Source organism: Pelistega suis (genome assembly GCF_013133795.1).
In the GTDB taxonomy this organism is placed as follows: domain Bacteria; phylum Pseudomonadota; class Gammaproteobacteria; order Burkholderiales; family Burkholderiaceae_B; genus Taylorella; species Taylorella suis.
The window spans coordinates 136,808-153,007 of sequence record NZ_JABGBN010000002.1 but is presented as its reverse complement, the minus strand read 5'-3'; the positions used below and the strand labels follow the sequence as shown (position 1 = coordinate 153,007).

At 40.8% G+C, this 16,200-nt stretch carries 16 protein-coding genes; 7 read left to right on the top strand and 9 right to left on the bottom strand.

What is annotated here, in order from left to right; translation table 11 throughout:
• The first annotated feature begins 125 nt into the window (after window positions 1-125).
• Entirely contained in the window at window positions 126-1,943 is a 1,818-nt protein-coding gene (locus HKX39_RS04015; protein ID WP_171680028.1) for a glycosyltransferase family 2 protein, read from the top strand.
• 236 nt (window positions 1,944-2,179) lie between these two features.
• Here HKX39_RS04015 and HKX39_RS04010 read toward each other — a convergent pair whose 3' ends face one another.
• Window positions 2,180-2,380: a hypothetical protein gene (locus tag HKX39_RS04010; protein WP_171680027.1), complete on the bottom strand. Its 201-nt coding sequence runs from the start codon at window positions 2,378-2,380 to the stop codon at window positions 2,180-2,182.
• A 111-nt stretch (window positions 2,381-2,491) separates the two neighbouring features.
• Between HKX39_RS04010 and gmk the strand changes: the two genes are divergently transcribed.
• The 5 genes from gmk to mutM are packed head-to-tail and all read left to right on the top strand — an operon-like array spanning window position 2,492 to window position 7,175.
• On the top strand, window positions 2,492-3,124 hold the full coding sequence (gene gmk / locus HKX39_RS04005) for a guanylate kinase (RefSeq protein WP_171680275.1): 633 nt from the start codon (window positions 2,492-2,494) through the stop codon (window positions 3,122-3,124).
• A 12-nt stretch (window positions 3,125-3,136) separates the two neighbouring features.
• Window positions 3,137-3,343, top strand: coding sequence for a DNA-directed RNA polymerase subunit omega (gene rpoZ / locus HKX39_RS04000; RefSeq protein ID WP_171680026.1), 207 nt, complete (start codon window positions 3,137-3,139; stop codon window positions 3,341-3,343).
• 23 nt (window positions 3,344-3,366) lie between these two features.
• Window positions 3,367-5,541, top strand: a complete 2,175-nt coding sequence (locus HKX39_RS03995; RefSeq protein ID WP_171680025.1) for a RelA/SpoT family protein — start codon at window positions 3,367-3,369, stop codon at window positions 5,539-5,541.
• 39 nt (window positions 5,542-5,580) lie between these two features.
• Entirely contained in the window at window positions 5,581-6,336 is a 756-nt protein-coding gene (gene fabG / locus HKX39_RS03990; protein WP_171680024.1) for a 3-oxoacyl-ACP reductase FabG, read from the top strand.
• A gap of 20 nt (window positions 6,337-6,356) precedes the next feature.
• Entirely contained in the window at window positions 6,357-7,175 is an 819-nt protein-coding gene (mutM, locus tag HKX39_RS03985) for a bifunctional DNA-formamidopyrimidine glycosylase/DNA-(apurinic or apyrimidinic site) lyase (protein ID WP_171680023.1), read from the top strand.
• A gap of 18 nt (window positions 7,176-7,193) precedes the next feature.
• On the opposite strand, the gene HKX39_RS03980 is transcribed toward mutM, so the two are convergent.
• The gene (locus HKX39_RS03980) at window positions 7,194-8,387 is read right to left on the bottom strand and encodes a porin (RefSeq protein WP_171680022.1); all 1,194 of its coding nucleotides are present in this window, start codon (window positions 8,385-8,387) and stop codon (window positions 7,194-7,196) included.
• 195 nt (window positions 8,388-8,582) lie between these two features.
• On the opposite strand from HKX39_RS03980, the gene HKX39_RS10805 reads away from it, so the two are divergent.
• Window positions 8,583-8,699, top strand: coding sequence for a zinc finger domain-containing protein (locus HKX39_RS10805; protein ID WP_171680021.1), 117 nt, complete (start codon window positions 8,583-8,585; stop codon window positions 8,697-8,699).
• Between the two features lie 6 nt (window positions 8,700-8,705).
• Here HKX39_RS10805 and HKX39_RS03970 read toward each other — a convergent pair whose 3' ends face one another.
• The 7 genes from HKX39_RS03970 to HKX39_RS03940 all read right to left on the bottom strand — a co-directional run bounded on the left by HKX39_RS03970 (window position 8,706) and on the right by HKX39_RS03940 (window position 16,164).
• Window positions 8,706-9,146 (bottom strand): type II toxin-antitoxin system HicB family antitoxin, encoded by a 441-nt coding sequence (locus tag HKX39_RS03970; protein WP_216605041.1) that lies wholly within the window; start codon window positions 9,144-9,146, stop codon window positions 8,706-8,708.
• A 10-nt stretch (window positions 9,147-9,156) separates the two neighbouring features.
• A complete protein-coding gene (locus tag HKX39_RS03965) occupies window positions 9,157-9,336 on the bottom strand; it encodes a type II toxin-antitoxin system HicA family toxin (protein ID WP_171680020.1) in 180 nt (59 codons plus the stop codon).
• Window positions 9,337-9,570: 234 nt separating this feature from the next.
• Window positions 9,571-11,796, bottom strand: a complete 2,226-nt coding sequence (gene rpoD, locus HKX39_RS03960; RefSeq protein ID WP_171680019.1) for an RNA polymerase sigma factor RpoD — start codon at window positions 11,794-11,796, stop codon at window positions 9,571-9,573.
• An 80-nt stretch (window positions 11,797-11,876) separates the two neighbouring features.
• Window positions 11,877-13,781, bottom strand: coding sequence for a DNA primase (gene dnaG, locus HKX39_RS03955; RefSeq protein WP_171680018.1), 1,905 nt, complete (start codon window positions 13,779-13,781; stop codon window positions 11,877-11,879).
• Window positions 13,782-13,789: 8 nt separating this feature from the next.
• Window positions 13,790-14,002 (bottom strand): 30S ribosomal protein S21, encoded by a 213-nt coding sequence (rpsU, locus tag HKX39_RS03950; protein ID WP_159990714.1) that lies wholly within the window; start codon window positions 14,000-14,002, stop codon window positions 13,790-13,792.
• A 315-nt stretch (window positions 14,003-14,317) separates the two neighbouring features.
• A complete protein-coding gene (locus tag HKX39_RS03945) occupies window positions 14,318-14,866 on the bottom strand; it encodes a phosphoribosyltransferase (protein WP_171680017.1) in 549 nt (182 codons plus the stop codon).
• Between the two features lie 2 nt (window positions 14,867-14,868).
• Entirely contained in the window at window positions 14,869-16,164 is a 1,296-nt protein-coding gene (locus HKX39_RS03940) for an adenylosuccinate synthase (RefSeq protein ID WP_171680016.1), read from the bottom strand.
• Between the last annotated feature and the right edge of the window lie 36 nt (window positions 16,165-16,200).

Genomic DNA, 16,200 nt, shown 5'->3' with positions numbered 1-16,200 from the left:
GTTTAGCTATTTTTGGGCATTAATCTCTAAAACACCCCTTCTTAATTTGTCAAGAAATGTATATTTGTTGTAAAAAAATCAATAAGTTATAATAAAGGTTAATTTTATCTACGCAAAATCGCTTTATGTCTCACCCTATCATTTCTTTTTTAATCCCTGCTTATAATGTCGCCCCTTTTATCAGTAGCTGTCTGGATAGCATATTAGCCCTCCCTATTTCCAAAGAAATCATTATTGTGAATGATGGCTCCACGGATGACACCGCAACGATTATTGAGGAATATGCCACACAATACGATACTATCCATGTCTATCATCAACAGAATGGTGGCGTGAGTAGCGCACGTAATCTCGCCCTCTCTCATGCTAACGGTGAGTGGGTGGCATTTATTGACGGTGATGATGTCGTTATTAACGATACGGACTTACACGCTTTATTGACCATTGCTCATCAACATCAGGTCGATATCATTAAAGGGCTTTATATGGTGAGTGGTCGTGATAGACCCAATCGTGTTAAGCAACCCACACTAGATCAAACCCGCGAAGATAAAATCACCTTTTTATCAAGTAAGGCCTACCTAGAGCATTGTGTCGGTGAGATGAATATGTGGGCAATTGGCAGTGTTTTTATCCGTCGCTCCGTCATCACTGCCTTGCACTTAAACTTCAGAACTGACCTAATTGTGTGTGAAGACCCCCTCTTCTTCTACCAACTACTCTCAACTGATCTTAAGTTAATGGAAGTTCCTTATGTGTTATATCACTATCAGCAACGTGTTGGCTCTGCTTCTAACTCTAAGGAAATTCGAGTTAAATCCATCAATGCATACGCACGTTATCTCACAGCACTGATTGAGATTGCACAAAAGCAAAATGACTTATCGTCACGCTATATTCAATACTGTATTCTCAGCACACGCCTTGATTTGACACGTCACTACCAGAATCTGCTGAATGCTGGATACAGTATAGCTCAAGCCAATCATGAGCCTTTTAGTCGATGGATATTATCGGAAGAAGAATATACGCAAGCCTTAAAAATGAAATCAGATATCTTGCGTACCCAACGAGGAAAAACTTACTATCATAAACGCGATATTGGTCTCGACGATATCACGCTCCCTCAACAGCATTATCCTGCAATGAGTTTTGTTGTACCTATCTACAATGTCGCCCCTTATCTTGCCGAATGTATTGATAGCCTAATCCGACAGAAACTCGATAAAGAAATTATTCTGGTGGATGATGGGTCTACGGATAATAGTCTAGACATTGCGATGGATTATGCACGTCGCTACCCTTTTATTACCGTGATTCATAGTAAAAATGAAGGCTTATCCGCAGCACGCAATAAAGGATTACAGCTCGCTCGAGGGGAATATATTCAGTTTATCGATTCTGACGATTATTTACTCGACCAACCGCTTATCGAAATTTTATTCAAAGCAAAAAAGGCGAATGCCCCTATTGTCCGCTTGGATTATCGCACACAAACTATGATACCTGTTTTGCCTGCAGAGAAGTTTGTTCTCAGTACCGCTACAGACTACTTCAAACGAGAAATGCTTGATGCATGGCAACCCAGTGTATGCAAAATGATTATTCAGCGAGATTTCTTAATAAAGCATCAAATTAAGTTTTTTGAAGGCATTCTAGCAGAAGATGCACACTTTACTACACTACTCTGCTTAAGTGACCCTACAGCAAAGGTCTTAGAAACCAATCTTATCTGTTATTTCTATCGTCGTCGAGATGACTCCATCACCTTACATCCTACTAAACGATACGGTATGGGAATGGGTTTACTGATTACCATCAAAGCATTACAACAATGGTTCGATATGCAGACACACCAAGACGAGATTCGTCCATATATGGATAAATTTTATGACTGCTGTTTGGCGATTGCCCAGCGATTCATGCAAGAAGAAAGTGAGTAGTTTTTCCGACAAAATAACTTTTTTATACAAAAAACATCGCTTAAGTAGCAAAGCCATAAATGCTCATCACATTTATGGCTTTGTTGATTCACGGTAGTTAAACCACTCATTGACGAGGTCAAGCACCAAAATACTTGCCTCCATATGAGATGATTTAGTCGTGTATTACCATTGGCCACCTACACCCGCATCAACCGCAAAAAGTGATTTACCAAATAAGGTAACTTGCAGTAAGGCTACTGCCCATAGGCTCTGGCACTCGCACCCAAAACAGAAGAACTTTTTTCACCTCTATCTCCATCTTGAATACTTGCCGCACCACCGAGTACTAAATCTGCCGCAACTGGGCTGGTACCAATCTCTGATAATTTTAGCGTCTGTGCAACCACACCATAATAGAAGTAAGCTATTTCATAGGGAAAAAGCAACTCAATCAAGCTGTTTAAAATTTTTCAATTACTATCTAATCCAATGGTAGGTTGGTAGATAGGATTACCCTCTTATTTTTGTTATCATTAAGGGTATTTCCATCAACAATAAGGTTTATGATGAAATACCCTGGTAATGTTTTTATGATTTCTGCTCCTAGTGGTGCAGGCAAATCGAGTCTCGTTAATGCACTCCTTAAAAAACACACCGATATTCATTTATCGATTTCTTGCACAACACGCCCAGCGCGTCCCGGTGAAATTAATGGTCGTGAATATCATTTTGTTTCTGTGGATGAATTTTCTCAATGGCGTGATGAAAACAATCTCTTAGAGTGGGCTGAAGTGCATGGCAACTATTACGGCACACCCCGCTCTTTTGTCGAAGAAAAAATCAAAAATGGGGAAAACATCCTACTGGAAATTGACTGGCAAGGCGCACGTCAGGTACGCAAGCAATTCCCTGATATTATTGATATTTTTATTCTTCCACCCTCAGTCGATGAGTTAGAAAAGCGTCTACGTAATCGTGGACAGGATTCTGATAGTGTCATTTCTCGCCGTTTATTAGCGGCAAGTAGCGAAATTGCTCACGCAGATGAGTTCGAATATGTTATCATAAACGATTGTTTTGACACGGCTTTAGCGCAATTAGAGCAGATTGTCGCGACAGCTGGTTTACGTTATCCAAGTCAAGCGGTCAAAAACCACAAACTCTTTGCTGAGCTTGGTATTTCATATATTTCCAAATAGGTCTTTATCACCATGGCACGTATCACTGTAGATGATAGTTTAGAAAAAATCCCAAATCGTTTTGATTTAACGCTTGTTGCCACTTATCGTGCACGCGAATTAGCGCAAGGTCATCAACCACGCGTAGAGGTTCAAAACGATAAGCCTACTGTTCTTGCTTTACGCGAAGTTGCTGAGGGCAAAACAGGTTTAGAGATGTTACGCAAGGTACCTACTTAATATTTTCATTGGGGGAAGTGCTTATGAGCTTAAAAGAAGAATTACCTGATTATTCTCCAGAGACACTCGTTACACCTCTGCTTGAGCGACTAAGCACATACCTCTCCTCTGCCGATATTGACAAGATTCGCGAGGCCTTTTATTTTGCCTACGAGGCTCACACAGGGCAAATGCGCTCTAGCGGTGAGCCTTATATCACCCACCCTGTCGCTGTCACCGAAATCTGTGCCCAATGGAAGCTTGACCCTAATGCGTTAATGGCCGCTCTTCTGCATGATGTCATTGAGGATCAAGATGTTTCTAAATCCGAAATCTCCGAGCGTTTTAATCCTGATGTAGCGGATTTAGTCGATGGTTTAACTAAGTTAGAACGGATTAAATTTGCCAGCAAAGCCGAACAACAAGCGGAGAGCTTTCGCAAGATGCTGTTAGCGACAGCTAAAGATGTACGTGTCATTTTAGTTAAGCTAGCTGACCGTTTGCATAATATGCGTACGCTTGGTGGGGTTGAACCTAGCAAAGGCCGTCGTGTTTCTAACGAGACGCTGGAGATTTATGCCCCGATTGCTAATCGTTTAGGTTTAAATGCTTTAGTACGCGAATTCGAGGATTTAGCTTTTGAGGCTTACTATCCTCATCGCTCACGTGTCCTGAAAAAAGCCTTAGCCAGCGCCCAAGGCAATAGTCGTAATCTCTTTCATAAAATCACCGAAAACATCCAAGCGGCACTTCCTGCTTACGGCATCGAAGGAACGCTCTCTAGCCGAGAAAAAACGCTATACAGTATTCACAAAAAGATGAAAGAGCAGCACAAATCTTTCTCTGAGGTACTGGACATCTATGGCTTTCGTATCATTGTCAATACGCTTACTGAATGTTATATCGTACTAGGGATTTTGCATCAGCTCTATCGCCCTGTTCCTGGTAAATTTAAAGACTATATTGCCTTACCTAAAGTCAATGGCTACCAATCCTTACATACGACGCTTGTCGGTCCTTATGGTACACCTATTGAGTTTCAAATTCGTACAACTCATATGGATCATATCGCCGAAGAAGGTGTTGCTTCACATTGGATTTATAAAAGTGAGGATATGTCGCTTAGCGATTTACAAAAACAAACTCACCGTTGGTTGCAGTCTTTACTCGATATTCAAAGCCAAACAGGCGATTCCTCTGAATTTTTAGACAATGTTAAGGTAGATCTTTTCCCTGATGCAGTCTATGTCCTCACGCCGAAAGGTAAGATTATTTCCCTTCCGCGTGGTGCGACGCCCGTGGATTTTGCGTACTCTATTCATACCAAGATTGGTACTCACGCGGTTTCTGCACGCATTAATGGTGAGCCTGCTCCGCTTAAGACGACACTCGTGAGTGGCGATACGGTTGAAATTATCACTTCAGAGCAGGCTAAACCTGACCTCAGTTGGCTTAATTTTGCTCGTACTGGTAAGGCTCGCTCAGAAATTCGCCATTACCTTAAGACAATTAATCTTAATGACTCGATTAAATTCGGTGAAAAACTCCTTCGCCAAGCATTACAAGATTTAAATATCCCTATGCCTGAGCGAGAGGACGAATTATGGGCCAAAATCGCTAAGGAATCAGGAGCTCAAACTATTGATGAAATTCTCATTGATATTGGTCTAGGTCGTCGTCTTGCTGCTGTTGTAGCACGTCGTTTCTTAATCAATTCCCCAATGATTGCCACCAGCGCCATGGATATTGATGAAATTAGTGCAGCACATGCAAGCCAAATCCTCATCCAAGGCAATGAAGGGCAATCTGTCACACTCTCAAGTTGCTGCTCCCCTATTCCGGGTGATAGTTTAATCGCTCTCGTACGTCCTGGATTTGGTATGGTGGTACATACAGACGATTGTCCTATTGCACTTGCTCAACGCAAAAAAGAACCTGAACGTTGGATTTCTGTTGGCTGGGACAAAGAATACAACAAACATCTCAGCACACGCCTCACTCTCACCATTGAAAATGTCAAAGGAATGATTGGTCGTATCGCCGCCCAAATTGCAGGTGCTGATGCCAATATTGTCCAACTCAATATGCCTAATGAGCTCTCAGAAATTGCCACCTTGCATCTGACTGTTCAAGTTGAAGATCGTAAACATCTCGCCTCGGTTATTCGTGCTATACGTCTTCTACCTCAAGTACGTAAAATTGTACGTGTGAAAGGATAAGACAAATTTATCCTACACTCTTCTATTCAAGGGTCATTTATGTTCAATTTAAATCAACAAATTGCTATTGTTACGGGTGGTGCTAAAGGTATTGGAAAAGGTATTGCCAAGGTACTTAAAAATGCGGGAGCCACGGTTATTATTGCGGATATTGATGAAAAGCAAGGGGAACTCACCGCTCAAGAGCTAGGATGCGCCTTTAAATACGTTGATGTGACGTCACAAGCGGCTTGCCAAGGTCTTATTGATGAGGTTGTTCAAACATTTGGGCGCTTAGATATTTTGTGCTCGAATACAGGAGTTTTTCCTCAAGCCAGCCTAAGTGAGATGACCGAACAAGATTGGGACTTTGTTCATCATATTAATCTAAAAGGCACTTTCTTCATGGTGCAAGCCGCCTTAAAAGCGATGCGACCTCACGAGTATGGGCGCATTATCATCACCTCCTCAATTACGGGCCCAATCACAGGTTATCCGAATTGGAGTCATTATGGTGCTAGTAAAGCAGGTCAACTAGGTTTTATGCGTAGTGCGGCTTTAGAATGTGCTAATCAAGGCATCACCATTAATGCAGTGATGCCGGGTAATATCCTGACAGAGGGACTGGCCGCACAAGGTGAAGAATATCTAGGACAAATGACACGCTCTATTCCTACAAAAAAACTCGGCAAGCCAGAAGATATTGGCTATGCCGTATGTTTCCTTGCCTCTAAAGAAGCGAGTTTTATTACAGGTCAAACGATTGTTGTTGATGGTGGTCAAATACTCCCTGAATCACCTGAGGCTATTTTATAAATACTCAGCCGTAGCAATTCATGCCCGAACTCCCCGAAGTCGAAACCACTTTACGCGGTATTGAACCTTATATTACCCACCAGCTTGTTGATGCTTTGGTGGTTAGACAAGCTCAGCTGCGTTGGTGTATTCAAGATAATTTAAATGATATCCTCCGTGGACAACGCATTATTGGATGTCATCGCCGTGCAAAGTATCTATTAATCCAATTTGAAATCGGCACGCTCATTATCCATCTCGGCATGTCAGGGAGTTTGCGAATTTTCCGTGACAATATCCCTGCTCCTCTTAAACATGACCATGTGGATATTCGCTTTAAGAATGGTGTCGTACTCCGTTACCATGACCCACGTCGTTTTGGTGCAATTCTATGGTTTGAAGAAAAGCATGATGCTATTCCTCTACTCACTCACCTCGGCCCTGAACCTTTAGAAGATAACTTTAATGGTAACTATCTCTATCAAACGCTCAAAACACAATCACGCCCTATTAAAACAGCATTAATGGATAATGAGGTTGTCGTCGGGGTCGGCAATATTTATGCGAATGAGAGTCTTTTTGCGGCGGGTATTCTTCCTACACGAGCAGCAAAGTCGCTAAAGAAAAAAGAATGTATAACATTAGTGGAAGCCATTCAAAAAATCCTCCGCCGTGCTATCGAAACAGGAGGCAGCACACTCAAAGACTTTGTCGATAGTGAAGGACGTAGTGGCTATTTCCAACAAGAATATAAAGTTTATGGACGAGCTGATGAAGCTTGTAAGGCTTGTGACACACCCATTCAAAAAAGTATTATTGGTCAGCGAGGGACTTTCTTTTGCCCTCGCTGCCAGCGATGATGAATACAGACTTGAAGGTTAAAAACGATGTTGTAAACCTAATTGTACATCCATCGCTTTTAGCCTACGCTTCTGATTAAGCACATCATTCATGTTAAGTGCCGAAAGACCGTACGAGGCGATAAGACTCATATTCGTCCGTTTAGAAAGGTTATGAATATAGCCTAAGCTATAAACATCTGTCCGAATTCTTGCATTTTCATACTGATTCGCTTTAGGATTTTTAATGGCATTCCCTTGATAAGAAAATACGATATTAGATGCAGCACTTACCGGCACAGACAAGCCAACCATCCAAGAATGTTGACGAAATCCTTTGCTGTTTAAGGCACTAGATAAATGACGCTTACCTTGTGGATTAACCAAATAATCGGCTAAACCCATTCCAAAAAACGTTCCATCACGTTGAAGACCATAAAGCATATAAAGGGTAATCACTTTGAAATCATAGCTCATACCTACATTCCATTGCTGTGTTCTCGTATGACGATTAACGGCATTTATAGTATTTTTTACGGTTTGGTTAACGGTATCCATTGTCATCCCTATCGTAAAACCATCCTTACGATACCCCATCCCCATAATAAAACCCTTATCTCGATTATGCGTTAATGTTTCTGTATTATTAACATCATATCGTGTTGTTTTACTCTCTTGATAAAATCCCCCTATGGCAAAACGAAAGCCTGATAAGGCAGGCGAAACATATTTCAGCATATTATCGTAACGGTACGAATGCGACAAATTAAATGCAGCATGTGTAGAGGATTGCCATCCATTATGACCAAATGGGTCTAAAAGTTGCACAAATACATCACTAATATTGTATTGTCGACCTAATGTCAAACTCCCCCAACTATCCCCTGAAAGCCCAACAAAAGACTGTCGTCCAAATAAACGTCCTCCTTGTAATGATTCCCCTGTTCCTAAATTAAAACCACTTTCAATCGCAAAAATAGCACTTGTGCCATTACCCAAATCCTCTTTTCCTCTTAACCCCCAACGATTGCCATTACGTAAGCCATGCCGGAACCCCAACGAAGTAGTTTCTATCCTTCCCTGAGAAGCCCCTCCACTACCCGAAAACTTAACAACCTGATCTCTATAAGCATAACCTCCATCAACTACCCCATATAATGTTACGGAAGAGTCCGCTAGAACAACTGTTGGTAGTGTCGCCATAGTCGCACATATTAAAGCCATTTTTTTCATAGATGTCTCCAGAATTCAATTAAATTTATTACTGCATTACAACAACCTCCTTCGTTGACTATTCTCTTAAAACTCGACATTAAATAAAACTCGTATTAACACTAATTTTGTTTCATTTTTGATGCTTTTTATCCATCATGCAAAAATATAATAATAAAAACAATCAAGACAAAACAAAATATTCCGCTATGCAGAATGAATGGTATTTATGGAGAAGATGTTGGTGAGGTTTGTCAAGTTTGTGACACACCCATTCAAAAAAGTATTATTGGTCAGCGAGGGACTTTCTTTTGCCCTCGTTGCCAACGATGATGGGGGTTAAATAGAGGGAATGGCTAATTCATGCTGGGACGCAATAGTCAAAAAATGACTTCTATCTTGATACGCTGGATTAGTTAATACCCGCTGATCAATGCGGTCAATAAGATACTGAGGCAATACAACATTTACTCTTTGCCGTTTCCCAAAGAAACCACTAATATCTACTTCTAGCAATAACCACGCATCACAATGTTTAAAATCGTCTAATTCCCTATACGTACTAAATCCCAAATCCTTTAAATTTAAAAGATTAATGCCATCTGCTAACATTTCATCTAATAAAGAATAGATAGCATCAATCGCTTGTGAGTGAATTTGTTCTATTGTATCTGCTGCACTAAAACAGCTATATTCATCAGAACATAATACTGGCACAACAATGCCAAATGCTTCATCCGTACTCTTAGGTGTTTCAATACCCACAGTAAATAACATCATTATCTCCTAATTAAACCTGCTGCTTTTTTATAGTAGTTAAAGTCCCTATCGGCAATTCCTTTTTGGGATGAGGTATAGCAAATTTCTTATGTGTAATAGGTGACATCCATATTTGGTGATCTCCTTTACCATACCTGATAAAAATACACCCTATTTCTTTTAACTCTTTAATCAAATCCTTTGAGTTCATTCTGAAACTCCTTTTATTATACACATATATACACATGAATCAATGTAATAACTTACAAAAAGGATATTTCTAGAAAGATAAATTTTCAATATGACAAAAATGTCCTAGAGACTTTTTATGCCAAAATTCCAAAAAAACGCCCCACTATACAACTATAGTGGGGCGCTTAAGTATTCGCTTAAAAAGTCCTTCAAATCGTGCTTACACGTCCAAAAGGGCTTTTATTCCAATAAGTTAAGAATTCTCTAAGAAACTCTTTAGCTTATCCGCACGGCTTGGGTGACGTAATTTACGTAAGGCTTTTGCTTCAATCTGACGAATACGTTCACGTGTTACATCAAATTGTTTACCGACTTCTTCTAGTGTTTGGTCTGAGCTCATACCAATACCAAAACGCATACGTAATACTTTACCCTCACGCTGTGTGAGTGAGTTAATCACTTCTTCAAAAACTTCGCTCATTGAACGCTGCAATGCAGAATCTGCTGGCGCTAATGTGCTCAAGTCTTCGATAAAATCACCTAAGTGCGAATCGTCATCATCACCAATTGGGGTCTCCATAGAGATAGGTTCTTTGGCGATTTTAAGAATTTTACGTACTTTTTCGACTGGCATATCCATTTTCTGTGCCAATGTCGCTGGATCAGGCTCAACGCCTGTTTCTTGTAAAATCTGACGATTAATACGATTCATCTTATTAATCGTTTCAATCATATGGACAGGAATACGAATTGTACGGGCTTGGTCAGCGATAGAACGTGTAATCGCTTGACGAATCCACCATGTCGCATAGGTTGAGAATTTATAGCCTCGACGATACTCAAACTTATCCACGGCTTTCATCAAACCGATATTGCCCTCTTGGATAAGGTCTAAGAATTGTAAACCACGGTTAGTGTATTTCTTAGCGATTGAAATCACCAGACGTAAGTTCGCCTCAATCATTTCGCGCTTAGCTTTCTTGGCTTTTGCCTCACCATTAACCATGCGTTTATTCACATCCTTTAGATCTTGAATGGGTAGAATCACCTCTTTTTCAAGCTCAATAAATTTCTGTTGAATTTCATGGATATCTGGAATAAAACGCGCTAATTTTTCTGCATATTTTGCACCAGAAGCGATTTCTTTATTGACCCATTCTAAATTGGTTTCATTACCGGGGAATGATTCAATAAAATGCTCACGTGGCATATCAACACGATCCACGCAAACCGTTAGCATCTGACGCTCTAAATTACGTACCTGATCAACATGGGCACGCAAGGTATTAGCGAGTTTTTCTACAATCTTAGCGGTAAAACGAACACCTAGCAATTCATCATGGATGATTTGATGAGCTGCTTCGTAAGCTTTGGATTGGTAAGCACCTTTTTCGCACTCGGCTTTCATTTTTTTGAAAGCTTTTTCGACTTGGTCAAACTTCACCATGGCTTGTTCGTGTAGCATTTCGATTTGTTTGCTACTCATACCACCTGGACCATCGTCTGCGTCTTCTTCTAAGGCAGCACCTGAACCCGCGTATTCCTCACCGTCATCGGCAATTAGTCCGTCTACGATTTCATCAATTTGCGCCTCACCGTCACGTACACGTTGGATATGATTAAGAATTTCTTCGATAGTGGTTGGAGAGGCAGCAATTGCCATCACCATCGCCTTTAAGCCTTCTTCAATACGTTTGGCAATCTCAATCTCACCGTCACGTGTTAATAATTCGACTGAACCCATCTCGCGCATATACATACGCACAGGGTCAGTCGTGCGACCAAACTCAGAATCTACTGTGGTTAATGCTGCTTCAGCCTCATCTTCAACATCATCATCGTCACTAATCGGCGTACTGTCGTTGAGGATTAAATCTTCAGCTGTCGGTGCTTGATCATAAACAGGAATACCCATTTCACTGAATGTACTGATAATACTATCAATAGCATCTGCATCAACCAAATCATCCGATAAAGAGTCATTAATTTCAGCATAAGTTAAGTATCCACGATCTTTACCTTGCTTAATAAGCTGCTTCATCTGGGCACGACGTGCTTCAATTTGCTCTGGCGTAGACGAGCGAGAACCTTCGCTACGGCGCTTACCACGTCCCTGTTTACTATCAGAGAAGTCAATATCTACGCTATCATCATCGCCACCATCATCATCAAAATCCAAATCGTCTGATGATGAAGATGATTTAGGGCGACCCGGCGATTTTTTGCTCTTAGGCGCTTCTTCGAAATCGTCAAAATCATCAAAATCGTCTTCTAATTCTTCTGCTTTTTTGCTTGCTTTCGCTTCTTTTGGCGCTTTTGCGGTTTTCTTAGCTACCTTTTTCTCAGTAATCGGTGCGTCAGAAACTGTCGTCTTTTTCGCCTTTTTCTCTACAGTAGCGTCTGCTACTGCTTTTGTTACTTTGTCAGCCGACTGAGCCGTTGTTTTTTTGGCGGTCGCTGCTTTTTTGTTTTCTGCCATAGTGATGCTTTCGTGTGAAATTGATTGATACTTCTAACAGATAAAAGTAGTCGGTAACCTTAAATTATACAATATTTCCGCTATATGTGCTTTTCTCTCAGTCTATTTAACCTTTTGGTCAGTTGACGATAACGATGCACTTTTTGTTCGTCCTGTAAATCAGCTGAGGTAAATTCGCTAAGCGCTTGTTTTAAGCCTTCGATTTCTACTTTTTTAATAATCCCTAACCATTCTGCGATAGGGTCATTTAACACTTCATCATGTAAAGAATCTTTATCCGTTGACATGATAATGCGTTGAATTTCTTCTTCATTGGCAAGATATGGCTGCAAATGACCTACCACCGCAGTTCCTTGTGCCATACATATCGCCAAAAATTGTACTACTAACTCATAATGGGGCTGCTTGTTTAAAATTTCAAGCTGTCGTTCTGTCATACTATGAATTAATTCTGGATGATTAATCACCAATCGAATAATCCGTAAAGACAAAGGATCCACTGTTCGATGAGTACGTCCTTTAAACTTAGGCGTGGGTCTTTTGGGGGATACTAACTTACCGCTCGATGACGATTCAGATACATTTGAACGTGCCCCAAAGACATCTTCATGAGCAACGATGGTTGAACTCACACTTTGCTGCCCATGTTGAACATACTGTGCTTGTCGCAATTGTTGTGCTTCAAGATACTGTGCTAAATCTTGTTTTAACTCTTCATGCGTCAAACCCAATAATTTAGCAATATCCTTTTCTATCTGTAAACGAATAATCGCTTCTTGTGGGATTTGCACCAACATTGCCCGAATTTCATGCAAACACGCTGCCCTACCCTCTGCTTCATCCAATCGATAATTTTGCTTTAATTCTTCGATTAAAAAACTGGATAAGGGTAAAGACTGTTGAACCTGCTCACGGAATTTTTCTTGCCCAAACTCACGAATATAGGTATCTGGATCATGCTCTTCTGGCAAGAATAAAAAGCGCATAGCGACATCATCACGCAATAAAGGTAAGCAAATATTCAACGCTTTCCAAGCCGCTCGACGCCCTGCCTTATCGCCATCAAAGCTAAACACTATTTTATGGGTGACGCGCATTAACTTGGTTAAATGCTCACTTGAGGTCGCTGTCCCTAATGTGGCTACGGCATTTTCTAGTCCTAATTGTGCTAGGCTCACCACATCCATATAGCCTTCTACCACCAGTACAAAGCCCTCTTTATGAATGCCTTGTCGATTTTCAAAAAGACCGTAAAGCTCTGAGCCTTTGTGGAAAATCTCTGTTTCTGGTGAGTTTAAATACTTAGGTTGTCCATTACCGATAATGCGACCACCAAATCCGATAATTTTGCCTCTTGCATTGTAAATCGGAAAAGTGACACGTTCGCGAAAGCGATCATACTTACGCAAGTCCTCACTCTGAATAACTAAGCCAGCATCGACCAATAAAGCATCATCATAGTTCTCAAAAACCGTCTTTAAACCTTGACGATCCGTACCACTCCAGCCCAGACCAAATTTTAAGGCCGTTTTACCGTCAAGACCTCGACCTTTTAAATAATCAATTGCTGACGTAGCATGACGCAACTGCGTCTTATAATGTTGTTGTGCTTTTTCTAAACACTCATGCAATAATTCACTACGGGCTTTTTGGGCTTTTTCTGCCGCTATTTGTCTAGGACTTAATCGCCGTTGGTTCTGTGGGACCTGCATACCCACACGACTTGCTAATTGCTTAACGGCTTCGGGGAAGGACAATCCTAAATGCTTCATCAAGAAGTCAATGGCACTACCACCTTGACCACAACTAAAGCAATGGAAAAACTGTTTTTGAGGACTAACTGAAAAAGATGGGCTTTTTTCGTTATGAAAAGGACAAAGGCCAAATAAATTGGCCCCGCTCTTTTTTAATTGCACGTATTGCCCAACCACATCCTCAACATTGACACGGTTGAGCAACTCCTGAACAAAGGATTCAGGAATCATACTAAAAATTAGTATAGACGTGGAGGTAATTGTTGGCTACGGATACGTTTGTAGTGACGTTTAACCGCAGCAGCGTGTTTACGCTTACGCTCTGTTGTTGGTTTTTCGTAGAATTCACGAGCACGTAAATCTGTTAAAAGACCTGTTTTTTCGATAGTACGTTTAAAACGACGTAGAGCAGCCTCAAATGGCTCATTTTCTTTAAGACGAACGCTTGGCATTCTAAAATCCTTTAATCTAGTGTGAATTATTACAGCATAACTCACGGTGTTCTGTAAAAAGTGTCAGCCTAGTCCATACCAAATACTGACATAATCTTTCGTCTACTCTATCTTTAAAACGAAAGACGGTTTAATAAATCACCTGACCTTTTTTAAGTAAGTAATGTTAATACTATTTCTAACTAAAACTAGCTAGACCTATAAACCATCAATTATGACACAATTTTTTTAATATTGTCAAGCACTTATCGTTACCATTAAAAATACCCTATCCACTACGGATAGGGTATCTATCGGTGATATTTCAAGCAAAGATTATAAATTTTGTGATGTACCCTTACGAATCCATGCTTCTAATTGGTGTGGACGTAAGCTATCGTAATCTTCGAATGGTTGATGAATCCAAGGATTGGTCGGTAATTTATCCACATAATAATGTGGCTCAACCTTAGAATGTCCTTTCCACCACAATACGGCAGAACGCATTTCTTCAATCGCTGGAAATTGGGATAAAAGGTGCTCGTAAACCTTGTTAAAAGTTAGCCCTGTATCCACCATATCATCCACGAGCAATACTCGACCTTCTAGTGTCCCGCGTGTAATCGTAATGAATTTTGCGATATCTAATTGACCCTGTACTGTCCCTGCTGCTTCTCGATAAGAGCTCGTCGCAAGAATACCTAATGGCACATCAAAAATACGTGATAGTACATCGCCTACGCGTACACCACCACGCGCTAAGCAAACGATTTGATCAAATTTCCAACCAGACTGGTGAACATTTAATGCCAAACGCTCAATCAATCGATTGTAGTCTGACCAACTCACCCATAAATCTGTCTCTGTACTTTGTGGTAGGCTCATCATTAACCTTTTAATGGATTATTTAACATAATGGTTTCTTTGCGATCAGGACCTGTAGAAATCATCGCAATAGGTACTTCGCAGATTTCTTGCATACGCGCTAAAAATTTACGTGCATTTTCTGGTAACTTATCATACTCCGTCACCCCTTTTGTGCTTTCTGTCCAGCCTTGAATCATCTCAATGATAGGCTCCACTTTAGCACAATTTTCGGCACCATATGGCAATACATCAATGGCTTTACCATCTAGTTTATAACCTACGCAGATACCTACTTCTGGCAAACCATCTAATACATCTAGCTTAGTCACACATAAACCACTAATACCATTGATAATGGCAGAACGCTTTAAAGCCGCCGCATCAAACCAACCACAACGACGAGGACGACCTGTCACTGAACCAAACTCTTGACCGACTTTTGCAATATGCGCACCTGTTTCGTTTAATAACTCACTTGGGAAAGGACCCGAACCTACACGTGTGGTATAAGCTTTAGTGATGCCTAATACATAATGTAATGATGACGGTCCAACACCCGCACCCGCAGAAGCTTGACCTGCCACACAATTACTACTTGTCACAAAAGGATACGTACCATGATCAATATCTAACAACGCCCCTTGCGCACCTTCGAATAATAAGGCTTTACCTGCTTTTTGAACATCATAAAGCTCTGAAGCAACGTCAGCCACCATCGGTTTAATCTGTTCAGCCCATTCTTTAATTTGTGCACGGATTTCATCATAAGACACAGTCGGTGCTTTTAGGAAATTCGCTAAAATAAAGTTGTGGTATTCAACGATTTCTTTTAGTTTTGTATCTAATACGTCTGGCTGGAACATATCCTGAACACGAATCGCTCGACGAGCAACTTTATCCTCATACGCAGGACCAATACCACGACCCGTTGTACCAATCTTAGCATCACCTTTGGCTGCTTCACGCGCTTGGTCAATCGCAATATGATAAGGAAGAATTAAGGTAGCTGCCTCAGAAATCTTTAAACGACTGCGTACATCAATACCTGCCGCCTCAAGCTCACCAATTTCTTTTAAAAGCGCCTCTGGCGAAAGCACCACACCATTACCAATATAGCACGTTGTGTGTTTGTGCATAATGCCTGATGGAATCAAACGAAGAATCGTTTTTTGACCATTAATCCATAAAGTATGACCTGCGTTATGACCACCTTGGAAACGTACAACACCATGCACGCTCTCAGCTAGCCAATCCACAATCTTACCTTTTCCTTCATCGCCCCATTGGGTACCAATGACTACAACGTTTTTGCTCATATTCTTAAGCTCCAAATCAAAATACCGTACACGCTC